The organism is Rhodohalobacter sp. 8-1 (genome assembly GCF_038150125.1).
GTDB lineage: Bacteria > Bacteroidota > Rhodothermia > Balneolales > Balneolaceae > SW132.
This window is the reverse complement of sequence record NZ_JBBVMF010000002.1, coordinates 324,157-344,879: the sequence shown is the minus strand read 5'-3', so window position 1 is coordinate 344,879 and position 20,723 is coordinate 324,157. Positions and strand designations below refer to the sequence as shown.

The window sequence follows — 20,723 nt, the reverse complement described above, 5'->3', positions numbered from 1 at the left end:
TCTTTCATCTACCGTCACTCCGTCTCTCTCAAATATAAATGAGGAAAAAATTTCCATCTGAATAAGAAAATGATTCCTTACATAAACTGTCCCTGTAAAATTAAAAAAAGAAAAAATGATTAAGCTGAGTTTAATCTAAATTAAATAGTGAGCGCAATTCTTTAAGTAATTTGAACCATTGCCGATAAACAGGCAGATGCAAATGGAAGATTCATTACTGCACGTAATTATAGAAATTAGCAGATTATGGTAGGTATTCGCCTCCATGTACTTGTAGCAATAACTTCATGGCAGAGTGAGGCCTTTACTTTACAAAGAAGGCAATTATCGGCTATAGGAAGTAACCCAGCCAAATATTGTGAAAAACAGCAAGAATACAACTTTTAGCTGCTGGGTTGGTATGATCTTTGACCTATCACAATTGTATCAAATGATCTGAAATATTTTTTGGATTAAAACTTTTTAACACTTAATTTTTGCGCTTAAAATAGCATACGACATCACGGTGTGGCAGAGACTTTAGGTGCGATAACTTTTTGACGACTAAACATTTATGAGTGCAGCAACAGATACAGTACTGAGGCAAAGAGTATTAAAAGAGAAGGTCAAAACAAGGGAATCCGCTGACAGTTCGATTACTTACGTGAGGCCTAACGTTTTTGAGGCTATTCCGAAAACCGGCTATTCGGCAAAACGAGTGCTGGACTTGATGATCGGCGCTCTGGCTCTTACGGGTTTTTTCATATTATATCCTTTTATAGCTGCGGGAATCAAATTAACATCTAAAGGCCCGGTTTTGTTTAAGCAGCCGCGTACCGGGAAAAATGGCAATATTTTCTTCTGCTATAAGTTCCGTACAATGCATGTGGTTCAGAAAAAAGCTGAGAACGGCCTGCCGGTTGTCACCCAAAAGGGGGATAATCGAATCTTTTCATTTGGCCAGTTCCTGCGTAAAACAAACCTGGATGAACTGCCTCAGATTCTGAATGTGATGAAAGGCGAAATGAGCCTTGTGGGACCCCGGCCTTACCCGGTAGATGAATGTGCCTACTGGAACCGGGCGTTTGATGATCACTATTATCGATATATTTTAAAGCCCGGCATTACCGGTTTTGCTCAAGCCCAGGGATACCGCGGCGGAACACTCGATGTGGAACTGATGCGTAAGCGCCTGGACTTTGACCTGATTTATATAGAAAAAACGTCATTTTCATTTGATATGAAAATCATCTACAAAACAGTGAAACGGATGGTGGTCCGTGATACGAATGGGCACTAATGAATTGAAGATTGAAAATTCAAAATTGTCCCAAAGGGATGCCCTCGGCGAAAATTGATCATTCACAATTAATAATCTTCAATTTGTAATCTTCAATTTATTCAATATCAAAAACTCGCTTCATATTGCTTGTGCAATAGAGTCAGATTGTGATTACTTAATCACAACTGATGATAAGATTACAAGTATAAAGCCGTTAGTTGACCAAGTGCATGTATTAAATTTTGTTGAACTGATTCAAAAGATATAGAAGAAATGATAATTGAAGATTGCCCCAAGGCATCCCTTTGGGACAATCTGTTATCTTAAATCTTTCATTTTCCTATCATGTCCAATTTTCTTGTGGAAGAAAAGATTTAATACAGAATATAAAGGTGAATTTATGAAAAAAAATAGTGTTTTGACTTACGAAGATTACGTACGAGGAGTAGATAATCTTGATCCTGAGCAACAACTAAGTTTGGTTGAATTATTATCCGCTAAATTAAAAAAACACGTGGGAAGAAAATCTGGTAAACACAAAATTACAGAACTTGATGGCTTAGGTGCAGAAATCTGGAATGAAGTTGACGTACAAGAATACATCCGAAAGGAGAGAAATTCTTGGGATTAATAGAGAAACTCCTAAATAAAAGAGTGTTTATTGACACTGCTCCATTCATCTATTATATGGAAAAGCATTCACATTTTGGAGTTATTGCCAAGCCGATTTTTGAAAATATTGAAAAGGGTTCAATAGAAGCTATAACATCGAATATAACTTTATTGGAAGTTCTGGTTCAGCCATACAGGACAGATAATGGTAAATTGGCCAAGAAATACAGAGATATATTATTGAATGCAGAAAGGTTAACTACTTTTGAAGTGACTCATGAAATTTCTGAAAATGCTGCAAAATTAAGAGCTAAATATTACATACGAACACCGGATGCTATACAAATTTCTACCGCCCTTAATATGAATGCGGATATTTTTTTGACCAACGATGAAGCATTGAAGATGAAGCATTGAAAAGGATTTCAGATATAAAGGTGATCTGTCTTAGTGATTAAAGGTAATCCCAAAGGGACGGATTTGGAGAAAAATGAAAATAATGAAAAACCCAAAATTTGCACCACCGGCTATTTTTCCTTCCTGTGGAGGACGTACGGAAAAAGGTGAAACCACCTTTACCGTAGATTTTGGAAGTGGAGTAGTGGTTATTCGAAATGTTCCAGCCACGATCTGTTCCCAATGTGGAATGGAATAGCTCGATAATACGGTCAACGACAAAATTGAAACGATCGTAAAAGAAGCAAAAGACAAACACAGCGTCGTGGAAGTCATGTCACTATCGGCTTTAAAAGCTTGTTAAAAAAAATGTCATCTACAGCAAAAAATATGAATTCACTATCATAATCTTTACCTGTTCTCTATAATCTATTATCCTTAATCTTTAATCTAAATTACCCCTTTGTCTGACGAAAAAGAATCATCAGGGCAGCCGCGTCCTGAAAAAAGAAAATCGAAAAAAGATGGTGATGAGTTTCCTTTGCAGGAGTACCGCCTGGTGCCTGTGGAGGAGTGGGATGGCAGCGGCGATAATGGCGAGAATGAAATTGACCTTGTAGAACTTGCCAAACACATCTGGGAGAACCGCTCCACGATTTATAAGTTTTTGGCCGTGGGTATTGTGTTTGGTCTGGCCGTGGCCCTTCTGAGTCCTAAAGAGTACCAGAGCGGAGCCACCCTGATGCCGGAAATGCCTTCTGAAAGTGGTGCAAGTAGTCTGCTGCAGCAATATGGCGGTCTGCTGGGAATGAGCGGTAGTGCTGATCTGGGATCTGAAGGCATGATCCCTCCACAGCTTTATCCTCAGATCGTTCAGAGTTTGCCTTTTCAGCTAGAGTTGCTGAACCAGGAGGTGAGGTTTAACGAGTTTGATACCACCGCAACGGTGTACACATTTTTTGACGAGATTAACACACCTTCAATCTTTTCTTACATAACCGGGTACACTATTGGGTTACCTGGAAAGATTATTGGGCTGTTCCGGGAAGAGACTCCTGAAATGGGGCTTCCCCGTGGGTTTGAGGCCGACTCGATCATCTCGGTTACGAAAGACCAGATGGAAATTATTGACAATATGCGTGGACGGGTGAATGTGTCCCTAAATGAACAGACCGGAGTGATTAACCTCACAGTTGAGATGCCCGATCCCAATGCCGCCGCTCAAGTGGCAAAAACCAGTATAGAGCTGATAAAAGAATACGTAACCCAATACAGAACCCGGAAAGCCCAGGAGGACCTTCAATTCTCCCAGGAACAGCTTGAAAGCGCCGAAGAACGTTTCCGGGAAGCCCAGGACCGGCTGGCCGAATTTAGGGACGCCAACATCAATCTGTCTACCGCTCGGGCCCAGACCCAGCAGCAGCGCCTCCAGTCGGAATATGATCTTACCTTTAACGTTTATAATTCCATGGCCCAGCAGGTGGAGCAGGCCAAGCTGAAAGTACAGGAACAAACACCGGTAGTGAGTATTTTGCAGCCTGTTCAGGTGCCGGTGGATGATACGACGAGTGGGTTGAGGGTATTAATTTTGTTTGTAGTGTTAGCAGGTGTATGCAGTATTGTATTAATCCTATTTAAATATTATATAAGGAAATAATGAAGATAATCTTAACAGGAGGTGCAGGTTTTATAGGTTCGGCTTTAGCCCGAATGATCATCAATGAGACGGATCATGACGTTCTAAACATTGATAAACTGACCTATGCCGGGCATCTGGAATCTCTTGAATCTATTGCTGAATCAGACCGTTACCAATTTGAACATGTGGACATCTGTGATGCAGAAACTATCAATCGCATTTTCGATGAATTTCAGCCGGGTGCCATCATGCACCTGGCAGCAGAATCACACGTAGATCGATCCATTGATGGTTCAGCCGAATTCATTAAGACTAATATTAATGGAACACATATACTGTTAGAGGAAGCTAAGAAATATTGGCAAGGTTTAGAGAACGAACAAAAAGAAAATTTTCGATTTCTGCACGTTTCAACAGATGAGGTTTATGGTGAATTAGGAGAAGATGGCTTTTTTACCGAAGAAACTCCTTATGATCCGCGATCGCCTTACTCTTCGAGTAAAGCTTCTTCCGATCATTTAGTACGAGCCTGGCATCATACCTATGGTTTGCCGACGATGATCACTAACTGCTCCAATAACTACGGACCGTACCAATTTCCTGAAAAACTTATTCCGGTTGTGCTTTTGAAAGCATTACAGGGGAAAGATATTCCTGTTTATGGAACCGGCGAAAATGTACGGGATTGGCTTTTTGTAGACGACCACGCCAAGGCACTGCTGAAAGTCGTTCAGGATGGAGTAGCTGGTGAAACGTACAATATAGGCGGACACAACGAAAAGCAAAATTTAGAAGTAGTACACACGATCTGTGATACATTGGATGAGTTAGTTCCAAAAGAAGAGAAATACCGGGATCTGATTTCTTTTGTTACAGACCGACCCGGTCATGACTTTCGATATGCCATTGATGCGTCAAAAATTGAGAGAGAACTTGGATGGGTACCGGACGAAACTTTTGGAACAGGTATTAAAGCAACGATTGAGTGGTATCTACAAAACATGGATTGGGTAGAAGCCGTAACGGATAAGAATTATAATTTAGAACGATTAGGTACAAAAAAGTAACTGATGAAAGGAATAATTTTAGCCGGTGGAGCTGGTACACGACTTCATCCAAATACATTGGTAGTGAGTAAACAGTTGCTACCGGTATACGATAAACCGATGATCTATTATCCATTATCGACCTTAATGCTTTCTGGCATTCAAGAAATACTAATTATTTCCACACCGGAAGATCTGCCACGCTTTAAAGAGTTGTTGGGTGATGGATCACAGTGGGGAATTGAGTTATGCTACGAAGTGCAGCCAAAGCCAGAAGGACTTGCACAGGCTTTTATTATTGGAGAAGAATTTATAGGTAATGATAGTGTAACCCTAATACTGGGGGATAATATTTTCTACGGGCAAGGTCTTTCAACTAAGCTTCAAAAAGTTGCAGAATTGGAGAGCGGTGCTATCATATTTGGATATAATGTGCATGATCCAGAGCGCTATGGGGTGGTAGAGTTTGATGAAAATGGAAAAGTATTAAGCCTTGAAGAAAAGCCAGAAAAACCCAAATCAAATTATGCGTTAGTTGGCTTATACTATTATGACAATAAGGTGGTTGAGATAGCTAAGAACCTTAAACCGTCAGCACGAGGTGAGCTTGAAATCACCGATTTAAACAAAATTTACCTGGAACATGAAGAGCTAACTGTTGAGTTGATGGGACGGGGAACGGCTTGGCTGGATACAGGAACTCACGATTCTATGCTACAGGCTGCAAACTTTGTACAAACTGTCGAACAGCGGCAGGGTTTAAAAATAGCCAGTCCGGAAGAAGTGGCTTGGCGCATGAATTATATAAATGATACTCAACTCAAAGAATTAGCAAGACCATTGACTAAAAGTGGGTATGGTGAATATTTACTCAATTTAGTAAAGGATTAAGTTTAAATGCTGGAAGTAATTAAAGAACCTATACCGGGATTATTGATCATTAAGCCAAAGGTGTTTGAAGACGAACGAGGTTTCTTTATGGAGACCTGGCAAAAAAAACTTTACAAAGAAATAGGCATAAAAGATGATTTTGTGCAAGATAACTGGTCCCGGTCATATAAAGGCGTATTAAGAGGGCTGCATTTCCAAAAAAAACATCCCCAGGGAAAGTTAGTGAGTGTTCGTTCAGGAAAAGTATTTGACGTGGCGGTTGATATTCGAAATGATTCTCCCACATTTGGCAAATGGTATGGGGAAGAACTAACTGATGAAAATCATTTTCAAATGTTCGTTCCTCCTGGATTTGCTCATGGTTTTTGTGTGCTGTCAGAAACAGCTGATTTTGTTTACAAATGTACGGATTACTATTACCCTAATTATGAAGATGGAATAATCTGGAACGATGATAGCATAGGTATAAATTGGCCTTTAAAAAATCCAATTGTCAGTAATAAAGACAATAAACTTGGATCATTTGTATTTGTTTTAAAATAATGTCTTTAAAAGTAGAGGCTTCCATTGGTGTATTGTGGGTTGCAGTTGAACGATTTGGACAACAGATTCTGCAAGTTGTTATTTTTATTATTCTTGCCCGTTTGCTTACACCGGAAGACTTCGGCTTAATAGCGATGCTCATGATTTTTTTTGCTATTGCCCAAAGCTTTATTGATAGCGGCATGGGACAGGCGTTGATTCGAGAAAAAGAAATTTCTGATCAAGATCGTTCAACAGTATTTTGGCTGAATCTGCTGCTTTCTGTGGCTTTTTATGGATTGCTGTATGTGGGTGCCCCCTGGATTGCAGAATTCTACAACCGCCCTGAATTAGTGGATTTAACACGGGTTATGGGATTGGCGGTTATCTTTTTTGGAATAGCCATTGTACAGCGCTCTGAGATGACCCAACAATTGGAATTTAAAAAACAAGCCTATGCACAGGTGCCGGCCGTATTTATTGCAGGAACAGTTTCTATAACCATGGCATATATGGATTTTGGAGTATGGTCGTTGGTGGCGCAGTATTTATTGGTTGCAGCTTGCAGCAGTATAGCCCTGTGGATATTACAACCAGCCAAAATTCGGTTTCATTTTGATAAGGAATCATTTAACCGTTTGTTTGGATTTGGGTATAAATTATTACTTTCAGGACTTTTGAATACTATTTTTCTACATATTTATAAACTTGTAATTGGGAAATTTTTCGTAGCCGCTACGCTCGGTTTCTATACACAGGCAAAAAAGATGCAACAGATGGCTAGTCAGAATTTGGTTGGAATAATTCAGAAAGTGACATATCCATTATTGGCCAAAACCGGGGGTGATCCGGTTCGCTTAAAAAGAGGATACCGGCAGGTTATACAGAGTAGCTCCTTTGTGATATTTCCTGGAATGTTGCTGTTAATACTATTTGCAGAGCCCATTATGCTTTATGTGTTGGGGGAGAAGTGGATTGATGCAGCTCCGTTTCTCCAAATCTTATGCTTTAGTGGGATATTATATCATCTGCATGCTGTAAACCTCAATATTTTGAAAGTATTAGGTCGTTCTGATTTGTTTTTAAAACTGGAAATTATCAAGAAAGTAAATATTGCCATTGCCATTTTGGTTGGATTACAGTTTGGAATTTATGGCCTTTTGGTTGGACAAGTTATTTCATCTTATATAGCTTTATTTATTAATACTTGGTACACGGCCAAGTTTTTGAACTACTCAATATTGGAACAGGGAGAAGACGTATTAAAAGTTTTGGTATTATCCATTCCAATGATCGCAATTATAGCTGCGCTCTCGTTTTTTTTTCCGGTACAGTCTCTCTTAATCTTGATTGCATATTTGTTGTTATCTGGTTCTATTTATGTTGGTAGCAATTTATTATTCCGAACGGAAATTGTAAACATTGTATTAGAAATGGCGCATCCATTTTTACCAAAGCGAATTAAAGCCATCTTTAACTTATGAACCCATATATAAACCACTTATGATTTCCAGAGAGGAAAACCTGCTGTACCATTTCTAATGGGCATTATTTTTGCCCTGCAAACTGTATTATATATTATCTTTTAGGGTTTAATTGTATGTTAAAAAATTCACAAAATATTTTTTCTTTTATAAAATCTGCATTTTCAGAAGAAGAATCTATTACACCAACAAAATCAGTAATTAAATGGCTTGAAAAAAGAAATGAACAGGTAAGTATTCATATTGAGAAGGTGAAATTTTATGAGTTAAAGCAATGGAAGTATGACGAATATTCTGGGTCGTTACGACACGATTCTGGTAAATTTTTCTCCATTGATGGTATTAAGGTTAGCACAAATTGGGGAAATGTAAACGAATGGGAGCAGCCCATTATCAATCAGCCGGAGGTGGGTTATTTGGGAATCATAACCAAAGAATTTAATGGAACACTACACTTTCTAATGCAAGCTAAAATCGAACCGGGTAATGTAAATTATGTTCAGCTTTCCCCAACTTTACAGGCAACAAAAAGTAATTATACTCAGGTTCATAAAGGTAAGAAACCTCATTATTTGGACTTCTTTAGAAATGCAGAACCGGATCAAATACTTCTAGATCAGCTACAATCGGAACAAGGAGGGCGTTTTTTAAAGAAAAGAAATAGAAATATAATTATTAAAGTTGATGAAGAAATAGAAGTTAAAGACGATTTTATTTGGCTTACTTTAGCTCAATTAAAAAAACTAATGAACTTCGATAATTTGGTTAATATGGATACCCGTACCGTAATTTCGGGAATACCGTATGGTTCGTATGATGAAGATGTTGTAGGATTATTCAAGTTTTTCGGATATCAAGGTAATAATAATATAGGGCGAAAGTTTCTTGCATCTGCTTTGTTAGAAAATTCCCTACATACGAATGATGAAGTCATTCAGTTTATAACCCGGCTTAAAAGCTACTATGAATTAGAAGTTGAAAGAGTGTCCCTTAAGGAAATTGATGATTGGGTATATACGCCTTCAGAAATAAAGCACAAAGAAAATAAATACTTTAAAGTTATACCTGTGCAAGTTGAAATTGGAAATAGGGAAGTAGTTAGTTGGTCTCAACCAATGGTACAGCCAACGCAAGACGGATTATGCGCCTTTGTTTGTAAAGAAATTAATGGCGTACTTCACTTTGTGGTTCAGGCAAAATTGGAATGTGGTAATTTCGATATTATAGAGCTTGCTCCTACCGTGCAATGTTTAACAGGTAATTATCGTGACACGAAAAAAGGCAAATTACCTTTTCTAGATTATGTGTTAAATGCTCCTGAGGAAAAAACCGTTTTTGACGCAATTCAATCTGAGGAAGGTGGGCGTTTTTTCCGAGAGCAAAACAAAAACAAAATTATTGTTGCGGGTGATGAAATTCCATTGGAGTTACCTGAAAATTATATATGGATGACTCTAAATCAATTGCATACTTTTTTGAAATATAACAATTACTTAAATATTCAAGCCAGAAGTTTAATATCAGCTATATCATTTATTTAATATGGAAGAAAGTATTATACGTATTGGAGTTCTGGGAGGAGCTTCAATAGCAGAGAAGTATATGATTCCTGCAATACAACAAATGCCGGAAAAATTTAAATTGGTGGGTGTTGCAAGCAGAACAAGGGTGAATGCATCAAGATTTGCTGATAAATTTAATACTAAAGGTATTACAGGATATCTAAAAATGATTGATCTGGAGGATATAGACGCTGTTTATATACCTCTTCCCAATGTACTTCATTATGAATGGGTTAAAAAGGCATTAGAGTCAGGTTTACATGTTCTTGTGGAAAAATCGTTGGCATGCTCTTATTCCGAAGTTGATGAACTTTCCCGGCTTGCACGTTCGTATAATTTGGCTTTAATTGAAAATTTTCAATTTAGATTTCATTCGCAATTACAAGAAATTCGGAGCATACTCAATAGTGGTATAATGGGCGAATTGCGATGCATAAGAAGTTCATTTGGGTTTCCTCCTTTTCGGGATGAAGACAACATTCGCTATAGCAAAAAATTGGGCGGCGGAGCCCTGTTAGATGCAGGAGCTTATACCTTGAAAGCCTCTCAACTTTTTCTTGGATTGGATTGCAGGATTACTGCAGCCAGTTGTTTTATGGATAAAGAAAAAGGCGTAGATATTTGGGGAGGCGGTTTTGTACAGGATAATTCTTCAGATCTTTTTTCAGAAATTGCCTTTGGCTTTGACCAACATTATCAATGTTCGATTGATTTATGGGGCAGTAAAGGTAAATTATCAACAAATCGTATATTTACAGCACCACCGGGCTATGAACCAATATTGAAAATTGAAAATCAGAATGGAATTAAAGAGTTAACATTAGAGCCTGATCATCATTTTTGTAAGATGTTGAATCATTTTTATGAACAATGTTTAAAAGGTGGCTCAGAAGAAGAGGCTCAATTAAACCTAAACCAAGCTCGATTAATAAAAGAATTTAAAACCATAGCTAATATAAATGAAAAAAAATAACGAGCCGATCTATGTAACTAAACCTTCTCTTGCGCCTTTGGAGGAATATGTAGAATTACTAAAAGGGGTATGGGAAAATGGTATTTTGACACACAATGGCCCATTAGTTCAGCGTCTTGAGAGAGAATTATGCCAGAAAATGGGTCTGAATAATTTTGTGGCGGTATCTAACGGTACTATTGCCCTTCAAATGGCTATTAAAGCTCTTGAACTACAAGGTGAAATTATTACTACCCCATTTACATGGATTGCCACTGTTAGTGCCATAAAGTGGGAGGGTTGCACCCCAGTATTTTGTGATATTGATCCGGGAACATTAAATATAGATCCAACAAAAATTGAAGACCATATAACCGATAAAACGGTAGCTATTATGCCGGTTCATGTTTTTGGAAATCCATGTGATGTGGAAGCGATCGACGCTATTGCAAGGAAATATAATTTGAAGATTATTTATGATGCAGCCCATGCTATTGGTTCAACCTATAAGGGGAAAAGCCTGTTGGAGTATGGCAATGTAAGTGCTACAAGTTTACATGCTACTAAATTGCTTAATACGGCTGAAGGAGGGGGATGTGTGACTAGCAATGTCGAGCTGGATAAAAAACTGCAAAGGTTACGATTCTTTGGGCATAATGAAGATAAAGACATTGTTGAAGACGGCTTTAATGGTAAAATGACGGAAGTACATGCTGCATTAGGTTTGGCCAATTTAAAATATCATGATGATGTATTGAATGACCGGAAAAAGAAGTATCGAATGTATCATGAAAGCCTCTCTGAAATTTCAAATTTACAATTTCAAAAAATTAGTGATGGTGAATGCAATTATTCATATTTCCCGGTCATTTTTCCTTCTGAAGAACTACTGAATAAAGTTGAGAAGGCATTGAATGATAAAAACATCTTTCCTAGAAGATATTTTTATCCATCTGTAAACACGTATTCAAAAGTTGTCAAATATGAATCAATGCCTATTTCAGAAGTCATTTCGAAACGGATTTTGTGTTTGCCTTTATATTTTAATTTAACCAGTAATGCGCAAGAGTTAATTATAAAAACCATTATGAATAGAATAGCTGTCAAATAGCCGCTTCATTATTTGAGTTTGAAGAATCAGGATTATTTGAAGTCATTGGATTAAGGTCATTCCTAAGGAATCGCTATAATAAATTGTAGATCCCAATTTATTATATTTAGAGTGAAAATTAAATATCTCAAATAAGAAAATTATATAACGAGTTTTATAATTATGTTAATTGCTGGTGCAGGTAGACATACTAAAGATTTACTCTTAGTTATAAGTGAACAAAAAACTAACAAAGAAATAGTTTTTTTTGACGATGTAACAGCAGAACTATCTGAGCATATATTTTCTAAATATAGAATCCTTAGATCAATAGAGGAGGCTCAAGAATTTCTTAAAACTGACAATAGTTTTGTTCTGGGTTTAGGCGGTACAAATCAAAGAGAAATTATCAGTAATAAATTAAATGATATTGGAGGAGTTCTAACATCTATTATTTCTAGAAATTCCATAATAGGAAATTTTGATATTAATTTAGCTGATGGACTTAATATTATGCCCAATTCCTTCATATCAAACTCTGTTTCTATTGGAAAAGGTACACTTATAAATACATCAGCGAAAATTCATCACGATGTAAAAATTGGAAAGTTTTGTGACATAGCACCTGGCGCCACCATCCTTGGTGGTGTATACATTAATGACTTTTCATTTATAGGTGCAAATGCAACAATTTTGCCAAATGTTAAAGTAGGGATGAATTGTAAGATAGGTGCGGGATCTGTAGTTACAAAAAGCATACCATCAAATTCAACTGCAGTTGGTGTTCCTGCTAAAGTAATTAAAGTTAATAATGAGTAGTTCAATCCTGATTTCAGTTTGCATGATAACCTATGCTCACGAGAAGTATATTGAGGAGGCTATATTGAGTGTTTTAAATCAAGAAACTAAACATGATGTAGAGATAATTATTGCTGATGACAGTTCACCTGATTCTACTAAGATAATTGTTGAAGACCTTATACAAAATCATGAGAATGGTCACTGGATTAAATACCATAGACATGATAATAATAAAGGTATGATAGATAATTTTGTTTGGGCTTTGCAACAATGTAAAGGTAAGTATATAGCCCTCTGCGAAGGAGATGACTATTGGACCGATCCGCTAAAACTTCAAAAACAGATCGATTTTATGGAACAGAACAAAAAATACTCTATTTGTTTTCATACTGTTCGAATAAAACTTGAGAAAGAGGATGAGATCGTTGATGACTTTTTAACGAGAAATGTCAATGAAACCAGTAATATCTACGAACTTGCAAAACAGAATTTTATACATACTCCATCCGTCTTATTCAGAAACGAATTAGAGGGCTATCCGGAGCAGTTTTTAGAAGCTCCCATTGGGGATTACATACTATATATGTTTCTTTTAAGGAATGGAAACTTGATAAAAAAAATAGAAAAAGCCATGGCAGTTTATAGGGTTCACGATAAAGGTATGTGGAGTAATAAAGATAAAACTCCATCTATTATTCAATATCTGGATATACTAGTAAAATATTTTGAAAATAAGGACAAAAAAGTAATGAAAATCTTAAAAGAAAGAAAAGAGAAAATTACAAGAGGCCAAAAATTACATTTTAAAGTTATACGTAAATTTAGAAATTTGCTTAAATAATTAGAACTGAATTAATAAAATGGAAAGAATGCAAATTTCAGTTGCAATAGCAACCTTTAATGGGGCTAAATATTTAGAAGCACAACTTGAAAGTATTTTAGGACAAACAAGACAGCCCGACGAATTGGTGATAAGTGATGATAACTCAACAGATAATACAATTGAGATTATAGAAAACTTCAAAATTAATGCTCCTTTTGAAGTTAAATTATTAATAAATCCAAATAATGGATACAATAGTAACTTCCAAAATGCATTCAAGAATTCCACTGGAGATTTTATATTTATTTGTGATCAAGATGATTATTGGTTCAAAACAAAAATAGAAGATGTTTCAGAATATTTTAAAGATAATCCAGATTGTTATTTAATCATTCATGATTTGCAGTATACAGATATGAATCTTAATCCATTGCCTCTGACAAAGGTAAAGAGATTTAAAAAATTTAGAAATTTGGACAATTATGTAACAGGAATGGCAACTACGGTAAGAAGAGAATTATTAAATGATTGCTTACCTATTCCTAATGGGGTAAACTATGATACATGGTTGCATAATATTGCGTTAAATTTAGGTAAAAGGTGCATATATGAGAAGGTTTTATCACTATACAGGCGACATGAGTCAAATGCAACTAAATCAAATATAATAAATTCATCAAGTGAGTTAACGTTAAATCAATATATATGGCATAAAATTAATAATGATTCACTTTATAATGCTAAGAGAAAAAAAAAATTATACTTGGCTCTAATTAACTGGATTAAAAAAAAGGAATTTGAAAAAAGTAGTTTAGTTAGTTGCAATACTACATTAAAGAAAAGACAATTATTAATAAAAGATACTCTTAAAACCTTAGATGAAAGAATTAATCTTCTTAAAAAGAATATTATTACACGATTTATACCTCTTTCATTATTATATTTAAAGGGAGGTTATACCTACTTTTCAGGGTTCATGACTTATATTAAGGATATAATTTCGACTTCGAAAAAGTGAGTATAAAAACAAGCCTATTTTATACAGTATTTACGTTACATTTATTAGTTGGTGGTTTCATCGCATTTACGGGTATTCTTCCTTATCGACCATTCTATAGTTCAATAATTGTACTTGCACTACTTCCACTTTTTAGTTTGCCAATTAATAAAATAACCAAGTTTCATTTATTCTATTCTGCATTAATTATTGTGTCATCTATTTATAATGGGGGTGGCTTAAATTCACTAATTGTTGGATTACGAATACCTATTATTTCGTATACGATGTATTTGGTAATTGATGGCTATTTTAAAAATAGTGATGGAGATCTAAATAGTGTAATTAAATGGATAGCTTTATTTCAGCTACCTGTCGTATTATTTCAGTTTTTATTTTACCCTACTCTTAGTGGTTTTAGTTCAATAGATATAGATTTTTTAGACTTTAGGTTCGGTACATTTTTTGTAAAAAGCGATCCTGTGATGAGTACATTTTTGTTGCTTGTAATAATTTTAATCCTATTTGCAGAAAAGAAATTTGATAAATGGAATATTATTGTACTCATTGCTTCTAGCTTATCAATAATACTTGCTGATTCAAGAGTTTCACAATTGGCACTTTTCGTTGTATTGGGTTTTTTCTTAATTATTCATTCAACGTTTAAGCAGAAGATATATGGATTAACATCAATACTAATTTTTTTTCTAATATTCTCAATGGCAGGGTATGCAACTCAATTACAGGAACAATTAATAGTAATCTATAATCAAATAACATTTCAGTCGGGAATTAATATGGAAACATTCAAGACTGGTGGTTACTCACGGGGAGCTGCAATATTGTATTTTTTGAGTGAACCGCTAAAAGTTATAGGTGATGGTCCTGGTGTCTATACAAATCCTTTAGTGGGAGAAATGGAACTAGGACTAAATGGTGAATACCTTAAGGCTTATGCAGAACTGGGTATCTTAGGATTATTGACTTCTATTACTGGGATTCTTGTAATTATCTTTAGTAAACTTAAACAAACATCATCTAGTTATCTTATAGTACTTATTTTTTTATTACTAGCTATAACGTCCGATATTTATAATGATGCTAGTTTAATGTTTGTATTTTATTTGATGGTATATATTATAGTTAATAGTCAAAAAAAATTACCAAAAAGGTTGTGGTTGAAAAAAAATTAATATTTATAGGCGGTTTCCCAAGCGGTGGAACTGATCTTCTTAAAAATGTTCTAAATGCTCACCCGGCTGTTCATATCAATGGGGAAATGCCCTTCCTATATAAACTCCCAACTCATTTGCCGTTTGCTGTAAACGATAGCTATACCCAAGAGGAAACAAATAAACTTTTAGAGTGGCTCTCTGATCATGATATCTGGGATAACCTTACGAATAAGGAAAGTATGCAAAAGAGTATTTACAATTTGAATGGTCGTAGTATTTCCAAATATCAGTTTTTCTACGAATTGTTTTCTAAGATAGAGAGAGATGTATGGGGTAATAAAACACCTCAAAATTCCGAAAATGCCGAAATACTATTTAAATTATTTCCTGATAGTAAACTAATAGTTGTAACTCGAGACGTAAGGGATGTCGTACTTTCCTGGAAGAAGAAATGGGGTAAAAATCCATATTTAGTTGCCGATAAATGGGCTAGTCGGATGAGTCATGTACATGACCTAGCCCAAGTGAATGATAGAATCCTATTGTTAAAATTTGAGGATTTATTATCAGAAACGGAACGTGTCACTAAGGGTATTTGCCAGTTTATTGAAATAGAATGGGACGAAAGGATGCTAACTTACCACAAACATACCGACACTATTGTAGATGGTAAGATCAATTATGGCAACCCGATAAAGAAAGGCAATAAACAAAAATGGAAAACAACTGCTAAACCAAAATTTATCCGAAGAATAGAGGAAATAGCTTTTGATGGAATGGAAAAGTTAAATTATGATACTGCCCATGCTAAAGAAGTAAAACCGTTGAGTCATTTTTACAAAAAATATGGCATTATGTATGATGTATTAGCTATGCTGCTTGTAGGTAACAGAGCTAAAGAAAATAATTCTTTTAAAGATCGTATTTCGGAAGTAGTCAAACAGATAAAGCTGAAGACTTCCTGAAATGAAAAAAGTTTTAATTGCTCACCAATCCACTATCCCTCATTACCGCATTGACTTTTATAATAAATTAAATGAGTTAAAACCAGATAGCTGGGAATTTGAGGTAGTGTATGATACTACCGAATTAGAAGAGAATAGGTTTTTTTCCGAAGAAATTGATCTTGATTCTTTTCGTTTTCCAGTTATAGAAACGAAAACCTATACAGGTAGTATTTTAGGCTATGAGGTCACTTATCAAGATTATCTTAAATATCTACATAAATATGATGCTGTTGTTGTAGAACATGCATTTAACAATGTGTCATACCCGTTATCTTTTATGGTAAAATTAATGGGGAAACGATATGCCCTTTGGGGGCACGGGAAACATTCCAGCGTAATAAACCCTACAGGGATCAAGTGGTTTACTGAAAAACTCAAATTAAAACAGGTGAAGTTAAGTGATTTATACTTTGCCTACACTGAGTCTGTTGAACAATACTTGGTAGATAAAGGAATTAGTAAAGAAAAAATATTTACTCTTAATAATACCATCGATATTAATAAACAGAGGAAATATTATGAAAATTATTTACCTCAGCGGGAGAAAATTCGAAAAAAAAAGGGATTAGATGGCAAACGTGTATTACTATTTGTTGGCAGGATAAATAAGAATAAAAAAATACCTGTTATTAAGGAAGCTTTTATAGAACTTTTAAAAAAATCAAATGATTACCATTTATTAGTAATAGGTAATGGTGATAAATCAGAATTTTCAGAAATACCGGATGAAAATTGTTCTTTATATAATGCGATTACAGATCCCGACCTGTTAGCACCATATTATATTGCTAGCGATATGTTTATGTTTCCTGGATTAGTTGGGCTGGGGCCCTTGCAAGCGATGTGCTATAGTTTACCAGTAGTTACAATAGACTCAAAGAGACATATGCCCGAATATGCATATTTAAATGAGCAGAATGCATTCATATTACCAATTAATTCAAATTATAAAGAATATGCTGCAAAAATTGATGAAATATTTTCTAAGAATTATATACAGTTAAAGACAAACAAGATTTGGAATAGTATCCGACACTTAACAATCGAGAATATGGCAAATAGTTTTATCCAAGGAATTAATACTATTTTAGCTTAATAATAAGCATGATTTATAAAAGAATATCTGAATTTATAAAGAATTTAAAGTACAATTCCATTGTTGACAATCTATTAAGAAGACCTCCGCTTTTTTACAATCGTTTTTATAATGATCTTAAAAAAATAGATACCTATAATAAAGATAAAAAACGTAGAGTAGTAGGGCATAATCTAAAGAGAGTATTGCAAATAGCAAGTAATAGTAGATATGCTAAGAAGAATAATTTAAATAGTTTAAATATTGAAGATTGGCCAATCTTAGAGAAATCAACAGTAAGGGATAATGCAGAAAAACTCTTAACGAGAAATAAATTATTTACCATTAGTGCAAGTACAAGTGGTTCAACGGGCATACCCATTAAATTATATCGAAGCCTCTCTTCAATTTCTTATGAACAAGCAACTATTGATTATATAGTAAATAAAGCTGGTGGTGATTTTAAAAGATCGAATGTTGGAATATTTCGAGGAGATGATATCAAATCTCCTGACGATACTGATCCCCCATTTTGGAAGCAAATTTCCTCATCTAAAGTAGCTTTTTCTTCCACTCATTTATCACCAGAAACAATTGATCATTATTATTCTTTCATTAAGGAATCAGATATTAATTTATTAATTGGTTACCCTAGCGCACTTGAAGAGCTTTTAAGAAATATTTTTGACGTAGGTAACTTGCCTAAAGTGAAAGCAGTTATAACTTCTTCTGAAGTATTAGATAATAGTACTAGAAGATTTTTTAAAAAGGTATGTCCCAATAGTGTCGTAATTGATTATTACGGGTTGGCAGAGAGGATGGTTTTTGCCTATTCTTTTGATGGGGAGAATTATTTCTTTCTCCCTACTTATGCATATGTAGAGTTCCTTTTTAATTCCTCTGATGAACAATACGATTATTACGAAATAGTAGGTACTTCGTTTATTAATGATGCGATGCCATTCATTCGTTTTAAAACTGGGGATTTAATGAAGGTGCCTCGAGATACTACGAGAGAAAAATTGGAAGATATACGATTAGGGCTAGAGCCTTTTCAAGGTATTGTTGGAAGGACTATAGATTATTTAATTACTAGCGAGGGAGAAAGATTAGTTGGAATGACGTTGATACCCAGAGGAGTGGAACACATTTCACAGGCTCAAATTTATCAAAAGTCTTATGATCACGTTGTAATTAATGTAATTCCTCAAGGTGGTTATAATTCAGAGGATGAATCTAAATTACTAAAAAATGCTCGAACAAAAATACCAAATTCATTTAAAATTGAAGTACAAAAAGTTGATGCATTGCTAAAATCTGAAAGTGGCAAAGCACCATATGTTTTAAGGAATTCTAAATTGAAGCAAAGTTAGTTCTTACATATTTGATTAAGTTAGGTTGCAAAAGTATTCCATGATTGATTATATAATTCTTAAAATTAGATGAATAAAATTCTTTGGTATTGGAAGCGCATTTGCGCAATGAGTTTGGACGAAATATTTTTTCGAATCAGATTTCAATTGAAAAAATGGACTTGGAAGAATACTCTAAATAAAAGAAGTGTATGGCAAACTGCTAATTGGTCTGTTGAACCAAATCAAAAAAAAAAGTGGCCAAAACTAAATCTTGATTCCTCTGATAAGGAAGCTCAGTTATTAATCGAGGAAGCCGAGCATTATTTAAATCACAAATGGCTTTTTTTCGGTTTGCAGAATATTTCAGAAGAAGAAATAGACTGGCACATGGATCCGGTTACCGGAATTAAGGCTCCTCTAAAGTTTGGGTACTCCATTAATCATCGCGATGAGAACCTCGTTGGAAATGTTAAGTTGACTTGGGAAAAGAGTCGGCACCATCATTTAACAGTTCTGGCTGTTGGTTACCACTTAACAGGGGAAGAAAAATATGCTAAAGAAGTAATAGCACAGATTCAAAGTTGGATAGACCAAAATCCATATTTAGTTGGTGTTAACTGGACACATCCTCTTGAACAAGGAATAAGATTAATCTCTTGGGTTTGGTGTGAACGATTACTGCGTTCATCAAAAAGTTATGATAAATTATTTCATAAGGATTCAAAAATTTGGGATTCAGTTTATCAGCATCAGCTTTTTATTGAAAATACTTATTCGCGGGGTTCTTCTGCGAACAATCATCTTATTGGGGAGATGGCCGGTCTCTATATTTCTTCAACCGTTTGGCCTTGGTTTGATAAATCTAAGCATTGGCAAAATCTTGCCAAAAATAGCCTTGAGAAAGAAATTGTTAAACAAACTTTCGATAGCGGAGTTAATAAAGAATTAGCGTTTTCTTATCATATTTTTGTATTGGAGTTCTATTTATTGTCACTTTTTGAGGCAAACCAAGCTGGCGACTCGTTTTCAACTAAAACTGAAGACTTGTTGAGAAAAATGGTAAATGCAATCCCACAAATGACTGATATGGGAGGTAATTTGCCCAATTATGGTGACGGGGATGAAGGGATGGCTATTCAATTACAATCACTTGAAGAACGTAGAGACGATTGGTTATTGCAGTTGGGAGATTTTTTGTTAGGCACAAGAACATCAACCCATCAAAGGCCTAAACTTCCTGTGCTTTTATCTAACCAAGAAGACAGCCTCCCTACCAATCATAGTTTACCTGTTCTTAAGAGTTCGATTGGTTTTGAGGATGCGGGAATTTTTGTAATGAGTGAGCAAAGAAATACAGACGATGAGTTATTTGTAGTGGCAGATGCCGGTCCACTTGGTTTTCTATCTATTGCTGCCCACGGCCATGCAGATGCTTTATCTTTCACAATGTCCTATGGAGGGATTCCTTTTTTTATTGATCCGGGTACATATGTTTATCATACCGACTTTAAATGGCGAAAATATTTTCGCGGAACCTCTGCACATAATACAATAACTGTTGAGGGATTAGATCAGTCAGAACAAGCTGGGGCATTTTTATGGACAGATAAGGCTGAGACATTTGTTGAGAAATGGGATTCAAAAAACAATATATTAGAGGCCCGTCATGATGGATATAAAAAAAGATTAGATGTTATTCATCACCGTAAGTTTGAATTAAATGAATCAGGTTTAAGTATCACAGATAAACTAACAGGAAACCAAGTGTCTTCTGCAGAACAGAGATTTCATTTACACCCTGATTGTGAATTAAAAGAAATACCAAATGGGTACCTGATTCAAAATAAAGAAAAGAAATTGCAAATTGAGCTCCCACATGATTGGATGTCTCGAGTGGCGGTTGGGGAGCAAAATGCAGGCTGGTATTCTCCGTCATTTAACAAGAAAGTAGAGTCACCAACTATTATTGTGACCAAGCAAAACATTGAATTGCCTGTTAAAATTAAAACAATCATAAAAACGATTAAGACTTAAT

General features: G+C 35.2%; 20 protein-coding genes. All 20 read left to right on the top strand.

Annotation, left to right across the window (positions count from 1 at the left end):
• Positions 1–553: 553 nt before the first annotated feature.
• The 20 genes from AABW11_RS03070 (at position 554) to AABW11_RS02975 (ending at position 20,722) form a co-directional block, all read left to right on the top strand.
• Complete coding sequence (locus tag AABW11_RS03070) at positions 554–1,279, top strand: sugar transferase (RefSeq protein WP_340103299.1); 726 nt, start codon at positions 554–556, stop codon at positions 1,277–1,279.
• Positions 1,280–1,661: 382 nt separating this feature from the next.
• The gene (locus AABW11_RS03065; RefSeq protein WP_340103298.1) at positions 1,662–1,892 is read left to right on the top strand and encodes a hypothetical protein; all 231 of its coding nucleotides are present in this window, start codon (positions 1,662–1,664) and stop codon (positions 1,890–1,892) included.
• Positions 1,883–2,290, top strand: a complete 408-nt coding sequence (locus AABW11_RS03060) for a type II toxin-antitoxin system VapC family toxin (protein WP_340103297.1) — start codon at positions 1,883–1,885, stop codon at positions 2,288–2,290. The genes AABW11_RS03065 and AABW11_RS03060 overlap by 10 nt, the downstream gene beginning before the upstream one ends.
• Positions 2,291–2,372: 82 nt before the next feature.
• Positions 2,373–2,528: a type II toxin-antitoxin system MqsA family antitoxin gene (locus AABW11_RS03055; protein ID WP_340103296.1), complete on the top strand. Its 156-nt coding sequence runs from the start codon at positions 2,373–2,375 to the stop codon at positions 2,526–2,528.
• 204 nt (positions 2,529–2,732) lie between these two features.
• On the top strand, positions 2,733–3,926 hold the full coding sequence (locus AABW11_RS03050) for a Wzz/FepE/Etk N-terminal domain-containing protein (RefSeq protein WP_340103295.1): 1,194 nt from the start codon (positions 2,733–2,735) through the stop codon (positions 3,924–3,926).
• The gene (rfbB, locus tag AABW11_RS03045) at positions 3,926–4,975 is read left to right on the top strand and encodes a dTDP-glucose 4,6-dehydratase (protein WP_340103294.1); all 1,050 of its coding nucleotides are present in this window, start codon (positions 3,926–3,928) and stop codon (positions 4,973–4,975) included. The genes AABW11_RS03050 and rfbB overlap by 1 nt, the downstream gene beginning before the upstream one ends.
• Positions 4,976–4,978: 3 nt before the next feature.
• On the top strand, positions 4,979–5,845 hold the full coding sequence (gene rfbA / locus AABW11_RS03040) for a glucose-1-phosphate thymidylyltransferase RfbA (protein WP_340103293.1): 867 nt from the start codon (positions 4,979–4,981) through the stop codon (positions 5,843–5,845).
• A gap of 9 nt (positions 5,846–5,854) precedes the next feature.
• Positions 5,855–6,388: a dTDP-4-dehydrorhamnose 3,5-epimerase gene (gene rfbC, locus AABW11_RS03035; protein WP_445263732.1), complete on the top strand. Its 534-nt coding sequence runs from the start codon at positions 5,855–5,857 to the stop codon at positions 6,386–6,388.
• The gene (locus tag AABW11_RS03030) at positions 6,388–7,851 is read left to right on the top strand and encodes a lipopolysaccharide biosynthesis protein (RefSeq protein WP_340103291.1); all 1,464 of its coding nucleotides are present in this window, start codon (positions 6,388–6,390) and stop codon (positions 7,849–7,851) included. Before rfbC ends, AABW11_RS03030 begins: the two co-directional genes overlap by 1 nt.
• Before the next feature lie 116 nt (positions 7,852–7,967).
• Complete coding sequence (locus AABW11_RS03025) at positions 7,968–9,392, top strand: NDP-hexose 2,3-dehydratase family protein (RefSeq protein WP_340103289.1); 1,425 nt, start codon at positions 7,968–7,970, stop codon at positions 9,390–9,392.
• A 1-nt stretch (position 9,393) separates the two neighbouring features.
• Positions 9,394–10,386 (top strand): Gfo/Idh/MocA family protein, encoded by a 993-nt coding sequence (locus tag AABW11_RS03020; RefSeq protein ID WP_340103287.1) that lies wholly within the window; start codon positions 9,394–9,396, stop codon positions 10,384–10,386.
• Positions 10,373–11,476, top strand: coding sequence for a DegT/DnrJ/EryC1/StrS family aminotransferase (locus AABW11_RS03015; protein ID WP_340103285.1), 1,104 nt, complete (start codon positions 10,373–10,375; stop codon positions 11,474–11,476). The genes AABW11_RS03020 and AABW11_RS03015 overlap by 14 nt, the downstream gene beginning before the upstream one ends.
• Positions 11,477–11,638: 162 nt before the next feature.
• On the top strand, positions 11,639–12,274 hold the full coding sequence (locus tag AABW11_RS03010; protein WP_340103283.1) for an acetyltransferase: 636 nt from the start codon (positions 11,639–11,641) through the stop codon (positions 12,272–12,274).
• Positions 12,267–13,097: a glycosyltransferase gene (locus tag AABW11_RS03005; RefSeq protein WP_340103281.1), complete on the top strand. Its 831-nt coding sequence runs from the start codon at positions 12,267–12,269 to the stop codon at positions 13,095–13,097. Before AABW11_RS03010 ends, AABW11_RS03005 begins: the two co-directional genes overlap by 8 nt.
• Before the next feature lie 19 nt (positions 13,098–13,116).
• A complete protein-coding gene (locus AABW11_RS03000) occupies positions 13,117–14,097 on the top strand; it encodes a glycosyltransferase (protein ID WP_340103279.1) in 981 nt (326 codons plus the stop codon).
• Entirely contained in the window at positions 14,094–15,269 is a 1,176-nt protein-coding gene (locus AABW11_RS02995; protein ID WP_340103277.1) for a hypothetical protein, read from the top strand. The genes AABW11_RS03000 and AABW11_RS02995 overlap by 4 nt, the downstream gene beginning before the upstream one ends.
• Positions 15,251–16,216 carry a sulfotransferase family protein gene (locus tag AABW11_RS02990; RefSeq protein WP_340103275.1) on the top strand — a complete coding sequence of 322 codons (966 nt, stop codon included), beginning with the start codon at positions 15,251–15,253 and terminating at the stop codon, positions 16,214–16,216. The genes AABW11_RS02995 and AABW11_RS02990 overlap by 19 nt, the downstream gene beginning before the upstream one ends.
• Position 16,217: 1 nt before the next feature.
• Positions 16,218–17,354, top strand: coding sequence for a glycosyltransferase family 4 protein (locus AABW11_RS02985; protein WP_340103273.1), 1,137 nt, complete (start codon positions 16,218–16,220; stop codon positions 17,352–17,354).
• A gap of 8 nt (positions 17,355–17,362) precedes the next feature.
• The gene (locus AABW11_RS02980; RefSeq protein ID WP_340103271.1) at positions 17,363–18,706 is read left to right on the top strand and encodes a hypothetical protein; all 1,344 of its coding nucleotides are present in this window, start codon (positions 17,363–17,365) and stop codon (positions 18,704–18,706) included.
• Positions 18,707–18,775: 69 nt separating this feature from the next.
• Positions 18,776–20,722: a heparinase II/III family protein gene (locus tag AABW11_RS02975; protein ID WP_340103269.1), complete on the top strand. Its 1,947-nt coding sequence runs from the start codon at positions 18,776–18,778 to the stop codon at positions 20,720–20,722.
• The last annotated feature ends 1 nt before the right edge of the window (position 20,723 follow it).